Here is a 23,476-nt window from a genome sequence, read left to right as displayed (position 1 = left end):
CTGTGCCTTACAAAATATCATTTAATGCTGTTCAGCAGATACAAATGTATTGCTCAATCTGCCTAGCTTTTCAATCTCAATCGTGACCTGATCACCTGACGTTAACCAGACTCTATCCTGTTCGGGCTGTCCCAAAATCACTCCTTCTGGTGTACCGGTCAAAATAATATCACCAGGATGAAGTACCATATGCTGAGATAGATAATGAATAATATAACGACAATCGAAGATCATATCGGATGTATTGGAATGTTGAACTTGCTCTCCATTCAAATAAGCACTGATCTGTAACTGGTTAGGATCGCTTACTTCATCTGTGGTTACAAGATAAGGGCCAATCGGTGCAAAACGAGGACAGGTTTTACCAAGTAACCATTGACTGGTGAGCATCTGTAGATCGCGAGCAGATACATCATTAGCCGCACAATACCCAAAGACATAATCGAGGGCATCTTCTGTACTTACCCCACTTGCTTGCTTACCGATTACAATACATAATTCAGCTTCATAATCGACTTGTGTACTGGATTGTGGCAAAGGCACTGATTGCAGATGACCTGCGACTACATCAGAGAATTTGCTAAATACTACAGGTGTTTGCGGAATAGGTGCATTCGTTTCCTCTGCATGGCGACGATAATTTAGACCAATACAGATTACTTTCCCGGGATTCGGTACAATAGGAAGCCATTCAATATCTTGTTCCGCTATCGCTTGATTCATAAGTTCTGTGGTGTGTTGTTCTAGAATATGTTGAATCTGAGTATGTAGTTCAGGTTGAGACCAGAGATCGTCAATGATAACAGGAAGGGATAGTGAGGAAGAAGCAAAACGTTGTAGTGCAGACATAGGTACGATTACATTATCCAATGCAATCCCAATCTGTGGCTGTTGTTGATAACTAAAATGAACATATTTCATATAAGAACACCTCCAACACTAATCATGACAGGCTGAAGGCGTTCTTTCAACTATTGTCTATCGTCTATGAATAGAAATGTAGGTTAAGAATGATAATGAAATACTTCAGGAATCACTTCCGATGTCGTTCCTTGCTGATTAGGAATTAACATATCATCCATAAATTGTTGCCAGCGCTGATTGGCAGGATGTACTGCCAGTTGATCCATAGCTTCTTGATAATTGTCCACTTCCATATAAGCAAATAAAGTACCTTCATGTAGAAAAATACTATACGTATGAATCCCTACCTCACCAAACGCTTGCAGTAGCTCTGGATAGACGGCTTGATGACGCTCAATGTATTGTGCTTGATCTTGCGGATCAATATGTAAAACAAAAGAAACTCGTTCCATATTCAACATCCTTCCTCAATAATTTATTGTATCTACTACTCTTAAATTGTAAGCGTTATCCATTTAATAATCAAAAGACTTTTCTTACTTCTTTTAGACATTTTTCGACTACTTTCATAAATTTATGACTTTATATATTGTTTCAAATTAATAAATTAGGTCTAAATACATGGAGCTCAGTTAATTGTTATATGTATGATGAACTGTTCGCAAGATGCCTCTTCGTGTGACGCTATACTATGTTCATTTTGATATGAAATAGCATACTAATGATCAACCCACCCCTTTTTCGATCAGAATCATTATTCGAATGTCAATGGTTGTACATACGATAGTTATAGCTTACATCCAAGCAGCTATAAGGTAACGTAAACAAAAAAAGAAATAAGATAAAGGAGTACAATTTATGATTAAATTTGAAAATGTAAGCAAAACGTATCCCGATGGTTTTCAAGCTGTAAAATCACTTAATTTTGAAATCCGTGATGGTGAGTTTCTAGTCTTTATCGGTCCGAGTGGATGTGGTAAAACAACAACGATGAAAATGATCAACCGTCTCGTCTCTCATACAGGAGGCACTTTGTCTGTAAATGGCAAAGATATCAAAAAGCAAGATGCAGTGAAATTGCGTCGTACGATGGGCTATGTTATTCAACAGGCTGGATTGTTCCCCCACTATACGATTGAGCAAAATATCGCGCTGATGCCTGAACTTAAAGGCTGGGATGAACAGAAGAAAAAAGCTCGCGTGATCGAAATGCTTAATCTGGTTGGACTTGACCCTGAATTATTTGCGAAACGCTATCCAAAAGAATTATCCGGTGGACAGCAACAACGTGTTGGTGTAGCCCGCGCGCTTGCAGCTGACCCTGATATTGTACTAATGGATGAGCCTTTTGGAGCACTTGATCCGATTACAAGAGAACAATTGCAAGATGAATTATTACGTCTGCAACGTGATTTGAAGAAAACAATCGTTTTTGTTACTCATGATATGGATGAAGCTTTGAAATTAGGAGATCGCATTGCTGTTATGAAAGATGGCGAATTGTTACAGCTTGATACTCCTGATATGTTGTTGCGTGAACCATCCCATGGTTTTGTAGAAGAATTTATTGGTAAAAACAGATTGTACCAGAATCCAGAGTATATTCCGGTTACGGATCTTATGCGTAAAGATCCATCGACTTCTCTTCCAGATCGTACACCTGCCAAAGCAATTACTTTCATGCGTCAACGCAAAACAGATACATTATTGATCACCGATGCACAAGGGATCTTACTTGGAGTCGTATCTGCATACGATGTGCTTGCTAACATCGATACTGTAGCGACAATTGGCGAAATTATTAAACCAGTACTTCATATATTAAAACCAACAGATACAGCGCAAGATGCGCTATTAAATGTAGTAGAAGCAAAAAACGGCATTTTACCTGTCGTAGATGAACAAGGAAAATTGGTAGGTATAGTGACTCGTGGTACTTTGCTGACGATGTTTGCTAATCACTGGGCTGGAGGCGAAGTATAATGGAAAACATATCGTTGTGGGAGCAATTTATCCGTCAGTTCAATCTTCGTGGCCCTGAGCTACTTGGAGCGACTGGTGTTCATATTAAATTAGTATTAATCTCGATGTTAATCGCTATTGTGGTAGGTGTACCGGCAGGTATTCTTGTTGCACGTATCAAAGGTCTGCGTACACCGATTATTGGCGTAGCTAGCATTTTGCAGACCATTCCAGGTCTGGCTCTACTCGGCTTTATGATTCCAATCTTCGGGATCGGTACGATTACAGCCGTAGCCGCATTATTCTTGTATTCTCTACTTCCTGTTATTCGTAATACATTTACAGGAATCAAAGACGTAGATCCAGCGATTATTGAAGCAGCCAGAGGAATGGGCTTAACCAGTCGTCAAATCCTTTTCCGTGTTCAGCTTCCGCTTGCTTTGTCTGTGATTATGGCGGGAATCCGTACAGCTACTGTTATTAACGTAGGTACAGCGACGTTAGCTGCGTTTATAGGTGCAGGTGGTTTAGGAGACTTTATCTTCCTTGGTATTACTCGTAATATCGATGCCCTTATTCTGTTAGGTGCTATTCCTGCGGCAATCCTTGCATTGGTATTTGATTACTTGCTGGGATTGGTAGAACGTTGGACAACGCCACGGGGATTGAGATAAGGAATCTGAACGCAGGAGGAATAGTGATGAAGCTAAATAAACGCCTGAGCATGTTATTGATATGTATATTGACGACAACTGCTCTGCTAACGACAGCCTGTAGCAACTCGGCAGCTACTGAAGGAACGACCGGTGGAGAAATCACTATCGGTTCCAAAAACTTTACCGAAAATATTGTACTGGCTTATCTAATGGCAGATATGATTGAAAACCGTACCGGTATTAAAGTAAATCGTAAAGTGAATCTAGGCGGATCAAGTGTTGCCTGGACAGCTCTTCAAAATAACAATATTCAATTGTACCCTGAATATACAGGAACGATTGTTGCCAATTATTATCAGCAAGAGACAACAGATTCCAAAGGAACATTAGCAAGCGCCAAACGTTTGATGAAAAAAGACGATTTGCAATTTATTGCTCCGTTTGGATTTAGTAATACGTATTCTCTAGCTGTTAATCAAGAAACAGCACAAAAATATAACTTAAAAACGTTTAGCGATCTAGCGAAAGTATCACCTAATCTCGAATTAGCATCTGAATTTGAATTTACTGATCGTGCAGATACGTATCCTGGATTGAAGAAAAAATACAATATGATCTTCAAAGATGTTAGAGGTATGGATCAAGGCATCAAGTACCGCTTGATTGCTCAACATGATACTGATGTTGTTAGTGTCTACTCTACCGATGGTCAGATCAAAATCAATAATCTATTTGTTCTTAAAGACGACAAGAACTTTTTTCCACCTTATGATGCAGGTGTAGCTGTTCGTTCCGAGACACTACAGAAATATCCAGCAATCAAAGACGCTTTAGAAGCATTACAAGGCAAAATCACTGAACAAGATATGCAAATGATGAATGCTAAAGTGGATCAAGGTTACCGCGAAGATGATGTAGCTCACGAATTTCTTGTTTCTAAAGGATTAATTAAATAACGATAAAAAGCAGTCATCCCCTTCTTATTTGTATAGGAAGGAATATGACTGCTTTTTTGTGTTAACGATCTATATTAAATCTGATGTGTCCAGAAGCGTTCTTTACCGAAACGCTCTTTGATTTCTTTATCTTTTAATGGGTTCTGACCTAGCATTTCAACCGCTTGAAATTGAGAACGGTGTGCTTGGATCGATTTCATTTTATTTTCTAAATAATCACTTACATCATTTTCGATATCAGGTTGCCCTAGTTCAGCATAGCAATTTTTAGAAAATGCCATCGTATGCAATAACGGACGTTCTGCTTGAGGTAGACGTTCTATTGCACGTACAACAGCCGCTCCTGTAGCATCATGGTCTGGATGAACGCTATACCCTGGAGAGAATGTAACGATCAATGCAGGCTTGAGTTCAACGATCATATCGTAGATAGTACCATCTAGTACTTCTTTTACTTCAAATTCAATCGTTTTGTCATGGAAACCAAGCATACGCAAATCTTGAATACCGATCGCTTGTGCAGACTTTTCCAATTCGCCTTTACGAATAGTAGGCAATCCGATACGGTTTGTAAAAGGAGGAATCCCCATATTACGTCCCATTTCACCAAGAGTTAGACAAGCATAGGTGACTTGACCTCCGCCAGCAATATGTTTGGCAAGGGTACCGGATAAGCTGAATGCCTCATCATCAGGATGTGGCAATACGACAAGGATACGAGAATCAGCAGGAATAAGAGAGAATGTTGTTTTTTTATTATTGTCCATTAGAAAGGCTCCTTACTTAGTTGCAAGGCAACTACTAATTTACCTTGAGTATCATGACCGGCTAGAATAAGACGCTCTTGCTCAGTTTCTTCATAATGGGTTAATCCTTCGGAATACACCCAACCTAGCTCTGTTTTGAGCCCTACACGATAAGGACCTTCACCAGAGATAGAGCCATGAATATAACGCAACGTCGCATTGCTGATAAAGGTTGCTGCTGGATGCTTCGTACTATCCAGATGAGCCGCATATGCTCCAGTGGTCATTTCCAAATGAATATACAAATCTTGATCTTGTAGATCATCGATTCGTTGTTGAATCAAAGTTGGTTCGATAAGTAACATAATATATCCTCCATCAGGTCTGATCTTTTATAGCCAAAGATCGGATTAAGTTATTCATAACATTAAAAGGCTAATCGTATATAGTCTACCTTTCAAAGTACTTCATAGCAATACTTAAGGTATTATACTATAATTTCTTTAGTTATGTATCAACATCCTTACACCAAAAATCACCCAAACCCTTTTACGTTAACAAACGAAGAAGGGTCAGGTGATTTTTTTATTTATGCTTATTAAATACAACAAATACAATCATCGAATCATACATTATCGCTAATAATCAATACGACGACTACACAATCAGTACAATCCTTGAGCTTTCATATTGTCTACTACAATACGAGCTAATTCCGTAGCACCTGCATAATTAGGATGCAATGTATCCCCATTCATATACAGAGCAAGTGTTGCATTCGCACCAATTGAAGTGAAATAAGAAGAACTGAGTACATTAAGATCGATTAACGGCACTTGCTCTTCTTGCGCTAGTGCAACGGTAGCTGCTCGATACCAACGACCTTCTGCATTATGAACGCCTGAACTATTGAAGTCTGTAGCTCTTCCTTGAGGTGTAGATAAGATAACAGTTGCTCCTTTGGCTTTGACTTGCTTCACCATATCGCGCATAATCTCTTTGAATTGTGCTTCTGTTGTATTATTTTTGACATTCGTATCATTAATACCAAGCTGTACTATAAAGTAATCGCCCGGTTTGATGTATTTCAAAATTGCTTCAAGCTGTCCATCATCACGAAATCCACGTGCAATCTGTCCACCGGATGCCATATTACGTACCAGGTAATCATTTGGGTTGATGAATTTAGATAACATCTGTCCCCATCCACCCTGTACACTATTGGCTAAAGGATAGTAGTTAGCTACTGTCGAATCACCGCCTACATAGATCGTAGGGTGTGTTGTAGGATTAGTAGAGACTTGAGTAATCTCTAATGCGCTTAATGTAAATGCTGCTCCTACTTTGCCTTCTGTTACTAATAGGTTAAGCTGACCATCTGTAATCGGAATCTGAAATTGATCGGTGGCAAGATCACCTGTCATATTAATAAGCTGATATACTCCTTCTGCTGCTACACTAGAACGAGAAGTATTGCCGAGCGTTACTTTCACTTCATACAATCCATTTGGCAAATCAACATTAAATGTATTATTACTTTTCGTTCCGAATGTTACAAATTGAACAGCATCGCTGCCTATGCCTGTTCCTGAAGCAGATACATTTTTGATATTTGCAGGTGTATTGAATCCATATCCTGTAGAAGCATTATACGCAGTCGAAGCTTGAACGCCTGTATATCCTGATGTAACACCATTAGCGCCAAAATCAAATTTGTAAGCGGTTGCAGAAGCGTGTACAGAAGATGATTGTCCCCAGCATGTACTTATTAGTGCTCCTACCAACAACATACAGCTTATTGTGCTCCATTTGCTTCGAAATTTGCTTTTCATTATCCATCCTCCTCTAAAATGTTAACGTTTTCATTACTATGTTACTTATTCGTCTGGCAAAAGAAATTATCCTTTATATCGATCAAAATATCATTTATCAAAATCTAGAAATAGTCGGTATAAGAATATAGATACTTTACAATCTTATAAAATTACAAAGTAAAACGATACGCCAAATATCCTGCTCTCCCAAAGGAACAGGATATTGGCTATCTATCTTTATTTATTAATTAATTAATTATAAGTTATTGCATCTAACTTGTTTACTTCACAATCATTACTGGAGATTTGGCACGTTGCGTTACATAATGACTAACACTACCCATTACGAATTCACTCACTGTCCCTAATCCGCGACTACCCATAATAATAAGATCGGCTTCAATACGATCAGCGTACTTAACGATACCTTTGCCTGCACTTCCTTGAATAACAGTAGCTTGAGCATTCGGAATGGTTGAGATCAAGCGACGAAGGTTAAGGCGTACATCCTCTTCTTCATGATCAAAATAAGATTCCAGTTCATGAGTAGGAATCACTAACGGCTGTTCTAAGATTTCTGTAGAAGTCGAATCCACATACAATACTTCAATTTGAGCGTTGAGCTCTATTCCCAGACCGACTGCTTTTTCCAACGCTTTTTGAGAGTGTTCTGAGCCATCATAAGGAACGAGAATGTGTGATAATGACATGGTTAACGCCTCCTTTTAGAATAGTACAGATCATTGATACGCAAAAATCTTATTCAGTGCGCCGTAACATTTGGCAATATAGATGCTTTTTTTGGATAAAAATCATAGTTGATTTCTGCAAAGCAAATATCTGACCAAATGTCTTGCTGTAGACTTGCCTTCCCCTTCAGCTTAGTGGCTACCTGCCGGATGACTTATAGGGCTTGAAGCTGGCTTGACCAGCGCTGTACGAATCCATGTGATTCCAAAAGTAACAATAGCAATCCATAGTAAGTGAATCACAAATGAGGAAACAGAAGCCCCACTATAAATTAACCTTAAATAGCCCTGTATAGCATTCGGAGCCGGTAAAAAATATCCTATATTTCGATATAAAGGAGATAACATAGCAGCGGGGATAATATTTCCGGCTGTCATCAACTGAAGCGGGATCAGCGCAACATTGAATAATGGCGCGACATTGCCGAATAAAGCGAATGCCATCTGTGTAACAGCAATACAAGAAATATAGACCAACAGATGAAAACTCCACATTTGCCAGAACGAAGCAACCGTATCTGCAAATAGCGATGCTACTGTAGTAATCACGAATGAAGCGACTACAGAGATCACAAGCAGTAATATCTGTCTGCCCCAAAAGATCTGCCACTTACTATGATCACGCTTTAACATCATAGATGCAATATTTAATTGGATATTCATGGTCATTACACCAACATATGTGACGAAACCTAAAATCATCGGCAACATCGAAATTGCAAAATTTGAAATATCATGTGTTTTGACAATATTAGTGGTGACGATTTCTTGATGAACATCTGCAAAAGCATGTTCTCCAATCGTAGAGGAAATTTGCGTAGCAGAACTTTGAACGATCGATTTGGCAATATCGGAATTACCTTGATTGATATAATAATTCATTTGAGTCGTTCCATTCGATGCGACATTTTCTGTAAAATGAGCCGGAATCGAAATGATCATCGTTAGATCACCATTGTCCATCTGTTGCTGTGCTGTAGTTAATGAATCATAAGATTGGGTCTGATAAGGAACACCTGTAGTGATCGCTTGAGCAATGCGTTCGCCTTGTTGTCCATCTTCATTAACAATTCCAACAACCAGTTGATCTACTCGTTCGGTGGCTCCATGATATCCAGTCATCCAAAATAATAAAAATACCAAAGGTACAAAAATAGAAAACACAATCCCTACTTTGGTCTGTGTAATCCCTAAAAAATCTTTAAACGTTTTGAATACAGTCATTTGTTTTCCTCCAACTATCTTTTCTCTTTTTTTTAAATACATGCATAGGATATAAATGGTTGTGCATGTATTAGTTTAAAAAATATCCAGCTGACAAAATCAGCGGGATAAATGTTCAAACGTCTGATTGATCATCGCAATAAATTGCTTGGTTTGTTCCGGCGTGAACAATGCGTTAATCTCATCATCCACTTCTTGCATAATGGGCTTGGTCTGCTGAATTAATTCGTGCCCTTTTGTTGTTAAATGTAGCAATACTGCCCGGCGATCTGAAGGATCAACCGTACGTGTGAGCAATTTTTTATTTTCCAGACGATCCAATGTTTTGCCGATACTGGTCTGGTCTTTGGAATTTAATTCTGCTAATGCTTTCTGTGAGATACCATCATGACTGACCAGATTATTAAGTACACCAAATTGCTCTGGAGTAATATCATAATCAAGTAATAAATGAGATGCTTTTTTCTTATAGGATAAATAGGTTCGAGATAATAACAAACCTAACGGGTTCTGCTCTTGATTAAATGGCATGATTATCCTCCTAAAAAAATACTAGCATAGCCGACTATCGACTATGCTAGTATATTCTGGTTATGAAAGATTTGTCAAAGGTATTTATTTAATCTCTTGGATAGTTTACACCCATGATATCCATAAATTTCACTTTGTTTACTTCTTCTTCATATTGTACATGTACTCGACCTGTACGTGGATCCATATTTACAATCTGACCGCGTACAGGTTCTTCTGCACCCCACACTGTCAGCAAAATTTCCGATTTCTCTTGATAGGCTTCAGTAAGTTGATTACCAATTTCTTCTAGTGCAAATTCATCCCGTGTTGGACGTTTTGCTACCTTTGCTTTAGCCAAAATAAACCCCCCTTTACACTTCTCTATTCTATTTTACATTTAACTTGATATCGATACAATAGTTTACACTAAAAAATAAGCACAAACGTTCGCTTTTTTTGATAATTTGACATTTTTTCATCTGATTTTCTGCAAAATAAAGAGGCACGACATTAATATATCGTACCTCTTGGGTTATGTGGTTAGTTTTTACGAATCCAGACAGCCATATCGCCTTCACCACGATTCGCCCAGAGAAAGTAAGGAATCGCTGTAAAAGGCTGTTCCTGAATGGTAGGAGGACTGTCTTGGTACAAATGGTCATCCCAATCACTGGTCAGCTCACGAGTCGCTATACCTTCGATCACCACAGCTCCACCTAACAATTCAGCATCAAATCGTGTCGTTAATGATTGCGCTGGATCAATGGATAGTGCAGAGATTAATTCTCCATTATCTGCTTGCTCCAGACAGTAGACCAGTGGCCCATATTGTAAAGCGATTTTGCCAGAAGCAGCGCGCAATCTAGGGTGGCTATGAATCACTTGCACATGCATCTCCATATTCCACTCTACACGATCATCTACCGACCATTCTCGCTGAATATAGATATATCCATCCTGTACAAGTGATTGATATTCAATAGACTCACCGTTGATCGTTAGCGAAGCTTTTTTGCACCAACCTGGTAAACGTAAAGCCAATGTAAAAGATTGTGGTTGTTCCAATTGGAATGAAAAGCGTGTTGCCCCATTCCATGGATATCCACTTTCTTGCTGGATCACAACCGATTGCTCACTAACTGTTAACTCTGCTTCGCCACCAATATAAAGATGTGTATAGATCGTATCTTGATTGGTGCTGTAGATGTATTGCCCTAATGAACTTACAAGACGTGCAATATTAGGAGGACAGCAAGAGCAACCGAACCATTTCTGACGAACAGGCTTCACATGATGCTTGCCTGGGTTATGATGACAAGCAGACGGCCATACTTCCAATGGATTCACATAAAAGTAATGCTTACCATCCTGCGCCATTCCGCCTATCACTGTATTATAAAGTGCACGCTCTAACACATCGGCATACTCGCCTTTGGCTTCAATCTGCAACATCCGATGCGCAAAAAAGACAATTCCTACCGCAGCGCAAGTCTCCGAATATCCACTATCATTAGGCAGATCATAATCGATTGTGAATGCTTCACCATGATGGGTAGAACCGATCCCTCCAGTCACATACATTTGCTTGTGTACCATGTTGTTCCATAAAGTCTGACATGCTTGATAAAGACGGGTATCTCCTGTTAATCCAGCAAGATCAGCCATCGCTGTGTACATATAGACCGCGCGAACAGCATGCCCTACTGCTTCTTTTTGCTCTCGTACCGGCACATGTGCCTGACTGTATTGAAGATTGATGTCATTTGTTTTACCTACAAAAAAGTTAATCCGATCCCGTTGCTCCCATTCTTGTTCTAGAAAGTTAGGTTGTTGTCCACGCTCATCAATAAAAAATTGACTCAATTGCAAATACCGTTGTTCTCCTTTAAGACGGTACAATTTAACAAGCGCAAGTTCGATCTCTTGATGACCATCATATCCGCGTAATTGACCTTCACCTGTTCCAAATACAGTATCAATATAATCTGCTAGACGGCAGACCACATCCAGCAGTTTCTTTTTACCTGTTGCTTGATAATAAGCAACTCCTGCTTCAATCATATGCCCGGCGGTATATAGTTCATGACAATCGGCTAGATTGGTCCAGCGCTTATCCGGTTCTTTGATTGTAAAATATGTATTCAGATAGCCATCTTCACCCTGTGCTTCTGCAACAAGATCAATCACTTGATCGGTCAAGCGCTCTAACTCTGCATCAGGATGAGTCATTAACGAATAGCCAACCGCTTCAATCCATTTCGCTACATCTGTATCTTGAAAAACAAAGCCGTTAAATTGTCCTTCTTTGCGACCAGCAGCAATTTCAAAATTCTGAATAGCATAACTAGGTTCAGCATCAGCAATACGGTCATGCAGAGCATCATACTGATAAGGAATTACTACCTGACGCACCAGATCATTGTATTTTGTCCAAAATTCATCTACGATACGAACTTCTTTAGGTGTAACCGTATTGAGCACTTTATTTACAGTAGACATTAAGTATTCTCTCCTTTAGATAGGTTCTATTGGATATGATTTCACTTTAAAATGAGTACGCTTTCAAAATAATTGTTTATGTTATCATTAATTAATATCACATTTGTTAACGATATACAATCATTTCATCTATAAATTAGATCACTACATAGAGTTATAGTTTAATCGTAGTTATTTCGATTAATTTATGGTATAACAAAAGTATGAAACCATTACAATCTTCTACTCCATTACATTATCGTAGTTATCTTGCTTTGAGTATTCCGTTAATTATTTCTACAGTTACTACTCCTTTACTTGGTGCTGTAGATACCGCTGTTGTTGGTCATTTATCAAGTAGTATTTACATAGGTGGCGTTGCGATTGGTACCCTTATTTTTAATACGTTATACTGGCTATTTGGCTTTCTGAGAGTAAGTACTTCTGGATTTGCAGCCCAAGCCAAAGGAGCCGGACAATTAGAACGGGGCTTTTCTGAACTGGTACGCCCTACTATTATTGCGATCCTTATTGGTGTCCTTTTTATTGTGTTGCAGTATCCTATTTTGCAAGGAGTACTGGCATGGATCAGACCGGGTGCTGATATTCGTGAGCAAGCTTCTATTTATTTTCATATTCGTATCTGGGGCGCTCCGGTTACATTGCTTAATTATGTTATTCTAGGCTGGCTTATTGGTATGGCACATGTAAGACAGACTTTGTTTTTGCAGATCGGTATTAATGTGCTTAATATGATTCTGGCGATTGTATTTGTACATGTGTTCCACTGGCAAGTCGCAGGTGTAGCTTCTGCTACATTGATTGCAGAGATAGCGGGTCTGGTGTTCGGAATTGTATTGATCTGGCGCTCGCCTTATTTTAAATGGGGATCGATCTCTCAAGCAGGCGTGTTTAATCGCGAAGCATTGCGGCGTATGATTAGTGTAAATAGTGATCTATTTATCCGTACAATCTGCTTATTGGCTATGTTCAATATATTTACAGCGAATAGTACTTCTTTTGGACCTGAAATGCTGGCAGCTAATGCGATCTTATTGCAAGTCCATTATATTATGGCTTACTTTTTCGATGGCTTTGCCAATGCCAGTAGTATCTACGCTGGACAAGCTGGAGGTTCTCGTAATCCACTGCTGTTACGGCAGACCATTCGGTGGTCGTGGTACAGCTCATTTCTACCCGCTGTACTCATTGTGCTACTCTACTGGATATTCCATGAACCGTTATTAGGATTATTTACAGATTCAGCGGCCACGATTGCACTTGCGAATGAATATAGCTTCTGGTTATTATTATTTCCTTTAGTTACAGGTGCAGGTCTGGTGTTCTATGGTTTATTTACAGGATTATCTGTAACAGCTCCTATTCGCAATTCGATGATCATTTCGTTTGTATTGTTTCTAGTAGTTCTCTGGATAGCTGTACCGATATATGGTAATCATGGATTATGGTTAGCTTTTATCGCATTCGGTCTGGGACGAAGTGTATTTTTATTAATCCGTCTGCCCCGATTACTGCAAGCTATTCCTGATCAATAATCTATCTTTTTGTAAAAGAAATGCATAACAACATAGCAAAAATAGGCACCTTATAAATAGGGTGCCTATTTTTATACAAATATGGTACATTATATATGTTATTAACAGATTTTTAAAATTCTTGCTGTGTCGGACGAATCAACACTTCATTAATAGCCACATGTTTGGGACGAGTCACCACATATTCAATAGCATCTGCAATATCTTGTGCTTCTAGTGGTGTAATATTACCAAATAGTTTGCCCATATCTTCCATTACTTCAGAACGTACATGAGAAGACAACTCGGTCTGTACTACACCTGGCTCGATCAATCCTACACGTACACCGCGACCTGTTACTTCTTGACGTAACGCTTCACTAAATGCAACGACTCCAAATTTAGTCATATTGTATACAGCAGAACCTGCACCAGCACGGCGACCTGCAACTGAACTAATATTGATCAAGTCAGCGACCTGACGATCAGATTGCTCTGCGGCTTTGAGTAAGTGTGGTAAAGCAGCATGAGAGATATGCAGTAATCCATTCACATTAATAGATACCATGCGTTCCCATTCTTCAGCAGGAGCATTCTCTGCTGGCCCCAACAACATCACACCTGCATTATTGACTACAATATCAAGACGATTATATTTGCTGATTGTTTGTTCAATCGCTTTTTGAGCTTGGGCTTGATCTGTAATGTCTGCTTCAATAACAAAAGCGGAACCGCCTTGTTCACTAATTTCTGTAGCTAATTGATCCAGACGATCTTTACGACGTGCTACCACGACTACAGTTGCTCCTTGTGCAGCTAGAGATTTAGCTGTTGCTTCCCCTATTCCGCTACTTGCTCCTGTAACCAATGCTACTGTTCCTTGTAGTTTTTGTGCCATGTATAACACTCCTTTATACAGATTAAAATACACATATCTATAGTAATATACCCCTATTCAGAAGAACACAATCAAATTTGGAACAATTCATTTAAAAAAAGAAGTTAACGTTTTCTTCATATCTGCTCTATACATACCGATTAAACCTAGTATATATTAAAAATAATTTTAAGATTATGATCAGTATGGTAAAGGAGTGGACCTAAATGAATAGCGAAGATTCACTGATTCATCCGCTTCTTAAGTTAGCTTTTGATGCTATGGAAGATCTAGTGTATATTATGGCTGTCCAAAATCGACAATTTGTATATTGTTATGTTAATCGAAAAGCAGAATTGTTCAGTGGAATCTCGAAAAAGGATATCGGAAAAAACTTTTTCGATCTTTATAGTGAACGCAATCAGTATGAAATGGCTCAGTATTTGCATAACAAATATTCTAAAGTACTGGTACAAGCGCAAAGTGTACGTTTTGATGAAGGTCATTTGTTACCTACAGGAACGTTAAGCGGAGACAGCATTATCTCGCCTATTTTCAATGATAATCAGACGATTACTCATCTAGTCTGTATTACTCGAAGCTATGAAGAACGTCATCAATACAAAGAAAAAATGCAGTATTATGCTTTCCATGATGAATTGACTCAATTATTAAATCGACGTTTTTTGTATGAGTTTGTTACTCACCCTGCGTATTTATTTATGTTTGATATAGATAATCTCAAATATGTAAATGATACACTTGGCATGGAAAGTGGCGATGCTCTGTTGGTCGAAGTGGCAGGTCGGCTTAAACGTAATTTCAGTTCGGAATATATCAGTATTCGTCTTAGCGGGGATGAGTTTATACTGGTGTCTAATCGTCAACAAGAACATCCTGAACAGATGGCTCAGATTATTATTTCTTTAATGAATGAACCGTTCACCTTTAACAATCGTCAGATCAAAATCAATGTGAGTGTAGGTATTGCTTATTTCTCAGAAGATATCAATATTTCTATCGCGTTACGACGTGCAGATATTGCACTTTTTCATGCCAAAACAAGCGGTCGTAACAAACATCATTTATTCTGTGAAAAAACGCAGTATGAACAGGTTGTTCGCTTCAATTATGAATTAGCATTGAATAGTTGTCTGGAAAAAGAAGAATTACAACTATTGTATCAGCCGATTTATGGGAACAAACAAAAACAAGTGGTAGCTGTAGAAGCATTACTACGCTGGAAAAAAGATCATAAATATATGGTCTCGCCTGCTGACTTTATCCCGATAGCAGAACAAACTGGTCTGATTATTCCTATAGGCGAATGGGTGATTCGTCAGGCTTGTCATGATCTTGCTATCGTGCAAGCCAAGTATGGACAACAGACTAAGATTGCGATTAACATTTCTAGAATCCAGTTAAGTGAGCCTGATTTTATAGATCGTATTAATCAGATTCTGCAAGAAGAACAAGTTGATCCTCAGTATATTGATCTTGAAATTACAGAAAGTGTGGCTATGATTGATACTGTTAGTGAATACTCTTCTCTACTTCAATTACGTGAGCAAGGATATACGATTTCGATAGATGATTTTGGTACAGGTTATTCTTCATTGAGCACATTAACCCGCCTGCCGGTCGATAATATCAAAATAGATCGTTCTTTTGTAGCTCAGATGAATCCTCCTGTATTAAAAGCATTGCTCGCAATGGCAGAAGCTTTAGAGTTGCATGTGGTTGCTGAAGGTATTGAAGAAGAAGATCAATGGAGAAAGTTGTTAGAGTTAGGTTGTAACGATTTTCAAGGATATTGGATCAGTTATCCGATGCCACTTGAGAACCTGCCAGATCTCCCTCAATTTCTGTCGTCTGTACCGACCGATTATGTATAACAATTAGAATGCTTCCATATATGCATAAAAAAAGACCTTATCCACTATAGGAGTAAGGTCTTTTTCTATTGATTATACTGTTAATCCAAGCATGATCGGGAGTGAATACGATTGATTATTGTGCTACTCCCCATGCTAATGTACCGCCTTTGTATAGTGTTACTTTGTTCCAATCAGCATACGCTGTTTTGGTAGCATCGAATGAATAATCGTTGCTTTCATCCATTGGAGACCAATCATTTTTAGCCATACGAAGCTGGATATCTCCTGTTTGCGCTCCTGGTTGAAGGGCTCCAGCTCCAGAAGTGAATCCGACTTCGACATAATTAGGCGTAAATGTAGTCGTTACATTGCTTTGACCCACTTGCGCCCAATCGACCCAGGCTGTCATATCAGCCGATCCATCTTTGGAGAAATAGTAACGCAATTTGAGATCGCTAAGATTGACAGCAGCCGTACCATTGTTTTTGATATTAAAATAAGGTTTGATCTGGCTATCATTAACATTGGTATCTCCTGCACGATATTGTACGACCAGATTACCGACAGGTGTAGGTGTTGGCGTAGTTGGATCTGTAGGAGTCGGTGGTGTAGTGGTCGTAGCTTGTGGCTTAGCACTCACTACAGTCGAATTCACACTCGAACCTACTGTGTTATTTGCAGTGATAGCATAGTAATACGTTGTGCCATTGGTTACGGCTTTGTCTGTGTATAATGTGGTTGTAACATTAGCCCCTACAGTTGTAAAAGCACCTGTAGCGCTGGTTGCTCTTTTGACAGTATAACTTGTTGCTCCTGTGACAGAAGACCAGTTTAATTTGACCTGACTATCTGCAGCAGTTGCTTTGACACCTGTTGGTGCTGTTGGCGCAGTTACAGGAGGAGTTGTAGGCGTTGTAGTAGAACCACCTACAGCTGGATAAGCATTGTTGATCAACATAACGAATTGATCATGGAACCATGCGCCAGAGATTGGAGCGTTAGGCAAAGCCCCTGTTAACACGCCGTCTGCTGTAGTAAAGGTAGGATCACACATACGGTCAAATCCTTTACCTTCATTGTTCGGAATTAGTGAGCTAGAACCATCGGATTCTCCTGGAGGTTTCACCCATACATAAGCATCCAAATGAGCGCCCGGAGCTGAAGTTGGAGCTACCCCAAGACCTGCTCCACTTGCATTACACCAGTTCCCACGATGATCGCGGCGGTCGACACGTCCAGAGTTGACGTACGTATTGATATCATTTCCGATAGCGGCTGTTGGGCGATTAGGGCCACCCCATCCGTTACGTCCAGTATCAATCAAGAATCCAATACTACTTGGCCAGCCGGCAGCGACAAAACCGTTATACAAAGCGCCGGTAAAGTCGGTCTCATCAAAGTATGGATTCCATTCGTAGAATTTAGCCGATTTGATCGGTTGTCCACCGACATTCAGATCAGGATTCGGCAGATTAGGCTCATTAAGCGGTGTAGTATTCGCTGTATTGGTAACAAAGCCATCTACACTTGCTAGACCTGCTGTAGTACTTTGCACGACTTTGGTATACAAAGAGATAGTTGCTGTACGGTTGTTATCCCAACCCAACCAGCCAGAGTGACCGATATCTAGATAGTTGTATACATTTGGAATCGCATGAAGTTTGTTTAATGCGTATTTAACGCCTGCTTCATAGATACCTGTCGAGCTTGCTTGAGCACAACGTGCATCATTTAAGTTGGTTACCAGATTCGGTAAGCTATCCGGTTCAATTACATTGACGATACGAATATCTTGATATTTAGGATTAGCGAAAATATCAGCAATCACATCAATATATTCAGTTTTGTATCGTTCTAAGCCTGCCGGTGTTAAAGGCAGTTCCCCATTGGATGCTAAAGCATGACAATCGCGTCCAGGAAGATCATATATAACAAAGCTTGCTGTGATTGGTGTATTTCCTTTTTTCTGTGCTAACGCAGCATCCAGATGACCTTCCAAGCTAAGACGACCTGCATTGTTCGCACCACCGCCTATCGCGTCAATCCGATCTAACCAGACCGATGTAGGATAGGATTTTATGGTTTCCATTTTTGCTTTGAGTGAAGCATCACTTACTTTCGCAATTGAGGCATTAACTTCTTTGGCATAATCAGGATTCACATACGCAGTCGCGCCAACAAACGGATTATCGACATGAGCTTCGGCATAAGCAGCCGGTGTAGAAAGGATAGGTAAAAGACTTCCAGTTAATAGTGAAACGGCCATCGTGTATTTCAATGTTTGCCAGATACTTTTTTTGGATTTCAAAAAATTCACCTTTCTTTCTCAAGTAATTTGGTTGGATAGTGTTTACCCATTCCAAAAGTAAGCGTTATCTTTTTTCTGGATTAGCTTGCTTGTTCCCCTTCTGAATCACCTCCTCAGGGCTGATTATACTTAAAGTTTTTACTGGTGTAAATTGGTAATTATGGATTTTAATTGTTTATAATTTCAAAATTGTTAACGTTCTCATCGGTTTTTTTATATATCATAATGACACTTATAAATGCTTATGCGGAATAAGTTATATCCCTTTAGAATAGACTTACTTTTTCACTTCCTAATTACCATATAATTCCATTAATAAATATATACTCTATCAGCGCAAAAAAAAGTGCTTTTCCTACCCTTAGGCAAGAAAAGCACTTCATTTTATTTTAACATATAGACTCTATTTTAGAATCAAAAGTATCTTATTGAGCGTTGATTGACCAGTTTGATACTGTTAATTTACCGTTACCACTCATTACATCTGTACCGAATTTCACGCCACTTACATAATCAAAAGATTTCAATTCATTACGATCTAACAAGTTTTTGATAAAGTCAGAAATGTTTAAGTCTACGCTATCTGCATTTTCTGTTCTAACAAATGTGTACACATTGCCATCCATCGTATTAAAGTTGGATTGACCTTCCATATCGCTATTCATACCTTTGCGGTATACATCCCAATTAGCGCCATCTAGACTCACTGTACCTAGAGATTCACCCCATGTTGCTGTCGTTGTGGTCATATCTTCGTTGGTAGTTGCGGTAGAATCGTTTTTGTTTTCCATAACTGTAGAAGCATTTTGTGAAGTAGACGTTACTAATTTTACAATCGCAGATGGTTTAGATTCTGCTCCAGCCCATTGTGTATTATGAATAAATACAGTGTAACCAGTGCTGTAATCCCCTGTTGCGTTTTCTGTAGAATAACTTACAGAAGTATCAATGTCTTTCATTTGACTTTGACGAGAGCTAGAGCTTGAACTATTGTTGTTACGTCTGTTTTCATTATCTTTATAAATTTGTACAGGGAAATTACCTGCGTTCTCATAACCTGGTGTCCAATTCCAACCATAAGAGATCGCTGGTGAATATTGTGTACCTGTCATATCTTTGGCATAAGCCCAGTTATAACCGAAAGAGGAATTGGTATCATAGAAAATCGATTGTGCAGAATCTTGATTCTCACCTGTCATTGTATCTTTAGTCGTATTCATACCCGCCCAACCCGTATTAGCTAAGTATCCGTTGCTTCCCAAACTATAACTGTCATTCATGTTAGAAGACTCTGCTGCTGAAGCGGCACCTGGTAAAAGCAAAGACGCGCTAATTGCAAATGTAGCTAAAGCAAAAATAGGTTTTTTAAAAGTCGTTGATTTTTTCATGATGTTACCTCCAGTAGAATAATAGTTAGTAATAAATGAGGAACACAATCGATTGACATAGGTGTAGAAAGAACGATCCACTTTTTAACTGTGCATAAAATAAGCACAGTATAGTCCATAGTAGAACAATTGCTGCTCTCATTCTCTCTATTTTCAAATGAATAGGTCGTTTATCCCCAAGCATAACGTTAAATATCACTAGATCATGCTTCGGGATAAACGTTTCATTTGTATTAATCTTCTGTAATGTAGAAGATGTATCTATCGACTACTTCCTATTCATAACTTACCCAACCCTGGATTAAGATAACCGAATTTGATAACCATTTATTGTAAAATTTTTGTTTTGTCTTAAATTTGACATATTTTCAATTTTCCATCAGTATCCATTTCTCTAAATCTTGAACAAAATGGCGCATTTTACGAGCATGTTGACGATCAATTTCTCCACTTTCATACAGCTCTTGTACTTTATCGCGCTGATTCTGGATAGCCGTTGTAATCAGATCAAGCTTTCCTTTATCCAGTGTGATATCGGGTAACGCCTGCCCTGTCTGATATTGAATAGCATGGATCACTTTCTCATAGCGGGCGATAATTTTATTTGAAGCTAGTTGATTGCTTGGAGTGATATGTTTTTGAATAGATTCTATCGCAGCAATCGATGTATGCAATTTTAACTTTTTCAGCATATGCGTTCGCGCGGCTTCGTCTTGAGGTTCGAGTGATTCAGAATGTTCTACATTGTTCAGTGGGATCATGCCTTTCCACTTGTCCAGACATTCTACAATCCCTGTATCTGATCGATCTCGAAGTACCGTCTCCAGACGATCTAATCGATATTCAAAAGTCATCGCCATCTCTGCTGTAATCTCACCACGATCACGTAATCGTCTTACTTCGGTTCGTTCTGCATGAATACCATGTAGATAAATTTCCATCTCTTGCGGTCCCATACCGTTGATCTCCATAATACGCTTTTGGAACGCATCGCTTTTGGACATATATCCTTTAACTTCAGCGATCAAATTACGGGCGGCTTCCTGATTGGAATCATTCATATTCGAATGAACCGATTGTACAGCCGCTTCTAGAATTTTTAGACGAATATCTTTTTCTGATTTTTTCTTTTTATCTGCTAGTGTGACGACAGGTTCAGGATCAGAAGATAATAATGGCAAGAAGATACTCGCTAATATAAGACTAAGCAAAATAACACCTGCTGCAATAAATAAGATCAATTCCCGTTCAGGAAATGCTGTTCCATCATTAAGCACATAGGGAATAGAGAAAGCAGCGGCTAATGTTAATGCTCCTCGAACTCCAGATAAAGAAGTTAACAATATTCCTCTCAGACTAGGTCGATTCGATTCAGAAGGTGTCTGTAACAAATAACGAACACTCCAGAAAGCATAAATCCAGATAAAGCGCAGTACATATAGAAGTAACGTAATAAGTACTACATAACCTAGTACACGCCCATTGTTGAAATTAACATTTTGGAATATCGTACCCATCACTTCTGGAATCTGTACGCCCAGTATCATAAACACCAAGCCATTTAGCACAAATACAAGCACAGACCATGTACTGGTAGATACCAGTTGCATTTTGAGTTGTACCGATTCAGCACGATCCCGCTCCATTGCATGCACAATACCGCCAGCGACAACTGCTAAGATGCCGGATACACCAATTTCTTCCGCCAGTAAGTAAATAACAAATGGAGTTAAGATTTGCCATAATACATGAACTGTAATATCTTCCATGCCCCAGCGTCGCAACCACACCTGACAACGAATAAGAATAAAAGACATCAATGCTCCAAGTGCCAGTCCACCGAGCGCTACAAGTATGAAGCTAAATGAAGCTTGCCATAATGAAAAAGTACCGGTGACAGTAGCAGCGACTGCAAATTTAAAAGCAACCAGACCAGAAGCATCATTAAGTAAAGATTCACCTTCTAATAGACGATGAATCGATTGTGGTAAATGTACACGCTTGGCAAGTGAACCTACCGCAACAGCATCTGTCGGCGACAAAATAGCCGCTAATGCAAAAGCCGCTGGTAAAGGAATACTTGGAATAAGACTATGAATCGCATAACCTGCAATCAACACCGTCGCAAATACAAGACCAAATGCTAGTGCGATAATCGGCACCCGCAGATTCCATAATTCATCTCTTGGTGTTCGTCGTCCATCGTTATATAGCAATGGTGCAATAAACAATACAAGAAACAGCTCAGGATCAAGAGGTAACTCTACGCCTACAATCGAGACGATAATCCCGAGTGCAATCTGGAATAAAGGTACTGGAACCAGCGGAACCAGACGATTCAAAATATTAGAAATACCAATCATTAACAGTAGTACAAGTACAGCGATAAAGTACTCCATAGCCTTCCCCCTCTTTTTGCTCTATTGGATATGCAATAAATCTTGTCATTATTCCCCTTTACAGTCAAGAAAGAAACAATATTTTTGAACTCAAACAAACGTATACGCTACAACCGTATCCTTTGATGGACTTCGGTGTAGCGTATACGCTCTACTTTTGCTTACTGCATAATTGCATAGACATAAGCATCGTCTAGGATTTTAGATAAGAGCTTTTGGGATCTAACCGATCTCTAAGATCATCTCCTATAATATTGATCGCCAGTACAAATACAGTAATCGCTAGACCGGGGAATGTACAGATCCACCATGCGACCGTAAGATAACCTCTGCCTTGAGATAACAATGCACCCCAATCTGGAATCTCATGAATCACTCCTAATCCCAAAAAGCTAAGCCCTGCCCCTGTAAGAATCGATGTACCCAGACCTAGCGTAGCCATCACGAGAATCGGTGAGACTGCATTAGGCAGGATATGCTTCCAGACTATACGTAGACCCGAAGCACCCAGCGAACGAGAAGCTTCTACATAACCACGACTACGCAAACTTACCATTTGTCCACGTATAACGCGTGCATAACCCGGGATCGCTGATACTGAGATAGCGATAATAATATTGATAAGCCCGGGACCAAGTGCAGCAGCGATCGCTAACGCTAATAATACCCCCGGAATCGTCATCAGAATATCGATCAATCTCATAATCATCGTATCCAGTATGCCACCTCTATACCCTGCTAGCGTTCCTAACAATACGCCTACAAGTACACCTATGATGACTGAACTGAATCCAATTAATAACGAATCCCGGGCACCATACACAACTAGACTGAATACATCTCTGCCAAAATAATCTGTTCCGAACCAATTAATCATATTCGGTGCTTGTAAAATACGATCAGCTAGCATTTCTACAGGCGAGTATGGAGCGATCCACTGAGGTACAAGCGCGCACAATATGATAAATGCAATAATCAGTAATGCGCTATACCACATATAACGATTAGCAACTGCTTGCCATGACCACTTCTGAACGACATTAGATTGAGCTTGCTCTGCTTCCCAGTCTGCTGTTAATGTAGCGGATGGTGTGATCTGCTTCATCGATATCCTCCTTTCGATCTTATCT

20 protein-coding genes are annotated in these 23,476 nt (G+C 39.3%); 5 read left to right on the top strand and 15 right to left on the bottom strand.

What is annotated here, in order from left to right:
- Window positions 1-21: 21 nt before the first annotated feature.
- Both PQ460_RS12090 and PQ460_RS12085 read right to left on the bottom strand, forming a co-directional pair.
- Complete coding sequence (locus PQ460_RS12090; RefSeq protein WP_274169909.1) at window positions 22-921, bottom strand: fumarylacetoacetate hydrolase family protein; 900 nt, start codon at window positions 919-921, stop codon at window positions 22-24.
- Between the two features lie 83 nt (window positions 922-1,004).
- The gene (locus tag PQ460_RS12085) at window positions 1,005-1,316 is read right to left on the bottom strand and encodes an L-rhamnose mutarotase (RefSeq protein WP_274169908.1); all 312 of its coding nucleotides are present in this window, start codon (window positions 1,314-1,316) and stop codon (window positions 1,005-1,007) included.
- 406 nt (window positions 1,317-1,722) lie between these two features.
- Between PQ460_RS12085 and PQ460_RS12080 the strand changes: the two genes are divergently transcribed.
- The 3 genes from PQ460_RS12080 to PQ460_RS12070 are packed head-to-tail and all read left to right on the top strand — an operon-like array spanning window position 1,723 to window position 4,438.
- Window positions 1,723-2,847: an ABC transporter ATP-binding protein gene (locus tag PQ460_RS12080; protein ID WP_273612434.1), complete on the top strand. Its 1,125-nt coding sequence runs from the start codon at window positions 1,723-1,725 to the stop codon at window positions 2,845-2,847.
- Window positions 2,847-3,500 carry an ABC transporter permease gene (locus PQ460_RS12075; protein ID WP_273612435.1) on the top strand — a complete coding sequence of 218 codons (654 nt, stop codon included), beginning with the start codon at window positions 2,847-2,849 and terminating at the stop codon, window positions 3,498-3,500. The genes PQ460_RS12080 and PQ460_RS12075 overlap by 1 nt, the downstream gene beginning before the upstream one ends.
- 26 nt (window positions 3,501-3,526) lie before the next feature.
- Window positions 3,527-4,438 carry a glycine betaine ABC transporter substrate-binding protein gene (locus PQ460_RS12070; RefSeq protein WP_274169907.1) on the top strand — a complete coding sequence of 304 codons (912 nt, stop codon included), beginning with the start codon at window positions 3,527-3,529 and terminating at the stop codon, window positions 4,436-4,438.
- 74 nt (window positions 4,439-4,512) lie between these two features.
- On the opposite strand, the gene bshB2 is transcribed toward PQ460_RS12070, so the two are convergent.
- The 8 genes from bshB2 to PQ460_RS12030 form a co-directional block, all read right to left on the bottom strand.
- Complete coding sequence (bshB2, locus tag PQ460_RS12065; protein ID WP_274169906.1) at window positions 4,513-5,205, bottom strand: bacillithiol biosynthesis deacetylase BshB2; 693 nt, start codon at window positions 5,203-5,205, stop codon at window positions 4,513-4,515.
- Window positions 5,205-5,549: a YojF family protein gene (locus PQ460_RS12060; RefSeq protein WP_204824056.1), complete on the bottom strand. Its 345-nt coding sequence runs from the start codon at window positions 5,547-5,549 to the stop codon at window positions 5,205-5,207. The genes bshB2 and PQ460_RS12060 overlap by 1 nt, the downstream gene beginning before the upstream one ends.
- 300 nt (window positions 5,550-5,849) lie before the next feature.
- Window positions 5,850-6,974 carry a rhamnogalacturonan acetylesterase gene (locus PQ460_RS12055; protein WP_274172923.1) on the bottom strand — a complete coding sequence of 375 codons (1,125 nt, stop codon included), beginning with the start codon at window positions 6,972-6,974 and terminating at the stop codon, window positions 5,850-5,852.
- Window positions 6,975-7,279: 305 nt separating this feature from the next.
- Complete coding sequence (locus tag PQ460_RS12050; RefSeq protein WP_274169905.1) at window positions 7,280-7,708, bottom strand: universal stress protein; 429 nt, start codon at window positions 7,706-7,708, stop codon at window positions 7,280-7,282.
- 171 nt (window positions 7,709-7,879) lie between these two features.
- Complete coding sequence (locus PQ460_RS12045; RefSeq protein ID WP_274169904.1) at window positions 7,880-8,971, bottom strand: YhgE/Pip domain-containing protein; 1,092 nt, start codon at window positions 8,969-8,971, stop codon at window positions 7,880-7,882.
- Window positions 8,972-9,070: 99 nt separating this feature from the next.
- Complete coding sequence (locus PQ460_RS12040) at window positions 9,071-9,502, bottom strand: MarR family winged helix-turn-helix transcriptional regulator (protein ID WP_273612441.1); 432 nt, start codon at window positions 9,500-9,502, stop codon at window positions 9,071-9,073.
- 88 nt (window positions 9,503-9,590) lie between these two features.
- Window positions 9,591-9,842 (bottom strand): YolD-like family protein, encoded by a 252-nt coding sequence (locus PQ460_RS12035; RefSeq protein WP_204824052.1) that lies wholly within the window; start codon window positions 9,840-9,842, stop codon window positions 9,591-9,593.
- 182 nt (window positions 9,843-10,024) lie between these two features.
- Complete coding sequence (locus tag PQ460_RS12030; RefSeq protein WP_274169903.1) at window positions 10,025-11,983, bottom strand: glycoside hydrolase family 127 protein; 1,959 nt, start codon at window positions 11,981-11,983, stop codon at window positions 10,025-10,027.
- A 203-nt stretch (window positions 11,984-12,186) separates the two neighbouring features.
- Between PQ460_RS12030 and PQ460_RS12025 the strand changes: the two genes are divergently transcribed.
- A complete protein-coding gene (locus PQ460_RS12025) occupies window positions 12,187-13,518 on the top strand; it encodes an MATE family efflux transporter (RefSeq protein ID WP_274169902.1) in 1,332 nt (443 codons plus the stop codon).
- Between the two features lie 112 nt (window positions 13,519-13,630).
- On the opposite strand, the gene PQ460_RS12020 is transcribed toward PQ460_RS12025, so the two are convergent.
- A complete protein-coding gene (locus tag PQ460_RS12020; protein WP_273612444.1) occupies window positions 13,631-14,395 on the bottom strand; it encodes an SDR family NAD(P)-dependent oxidoreductase in 765 nt (254 codons plus the stop codon).
- Between the two features lie 206 nt (window positions 14,396-14,601).
- On the opposite strand from PQ460_RS12020, the gene PQ460_RS12015 reads away from it, so the two are divergent.
- Entirely contained in the window at window positions 14,602-16,269 is a 1,668-nt protein-coding gene (locus PQ460_RS12015; RefSeq protein WP_274169901.1) for a GGDEF domain-containing phosphodiesterase, read from the top strand.
- Window positions 16,270-16,384: 115 nt separating this feature from the next.
- On the opposite strand, the gene PQ460_RS12010 is transcribed toward PQ460_RS12015, so the two are convergent.
- The 4 genes from PQ460_RS12010 to PQ460_RS11995 all read right to left on the bottom strand — a co-directional run bounded on the left by PQ460_RS12010 (window position 16,385) and on the right by PQ460_RS11995 (window position 23,451).
- Complete coding sequence (locus tag PQ460_RS12010) at window positions 16,385-18,517, bottom strand: glycoside hydrolase family 6 protein (protein ID WP_274172922.1); 2,133 nt, start codon at window positions 18,515-18,517, stop codon at window positions 16,385-16,387.
- A 467-nt stretch (window positions 18,518-18,984) separates the two neighbouring features.
- Window positions 18,985-19,947 carry a hypothetical protein gene (locus tag PQ460_RS12005; protein WP_274172850.1) on the bottom strand — a complete coding sequence of 321 codons (963 nt, stop codon included), beginning with the start codon at window positions 19,945-19,947 and terminating at the stop codon, window positions 18,985-18,987.
- A gap of 368 nt (window positions 19,948-20,315) precedes the next feature.
- On the bottom strand, window positions 20,316-22,346 hold the full coding sequence (locus PQ460_RS12000) for a Na+/H+ antiporter (protein WP_274172849.1): 2,031 nt from the start codon (window positions 22,344-22,346) through the stop codon (window positions 20,316-20,318).
- Window positions 22,347-22,539: 193 nt separating this feature from the next.
- Window positions 22,540-23,451, bottom strand: coding sequence for an ABC transporter permease (locus tag PQ460_RS11995; RefSeq protein ID WP_274172848.1), 912 nt, complete (start codon window positions 23,449-23,451; stop codon window positions 22,540-22,542).
- Window positions 23,452-23,476 lie beyond the last annotated feature (25 nt).

The sequence above is a fragment of the Paenibacillus sp. KACC 21273 genome, assembly GCF_028736095.1.
Lineage (GTDB): Bacteria > Bacillota > Bacilli > Paenibacillales > Paenibacillaceae > Saccharibacillus > Saccharibacillus kyungheensis.
This window is presented reverse-complemented; position numbering and strand designations above follow the sequence as displayed.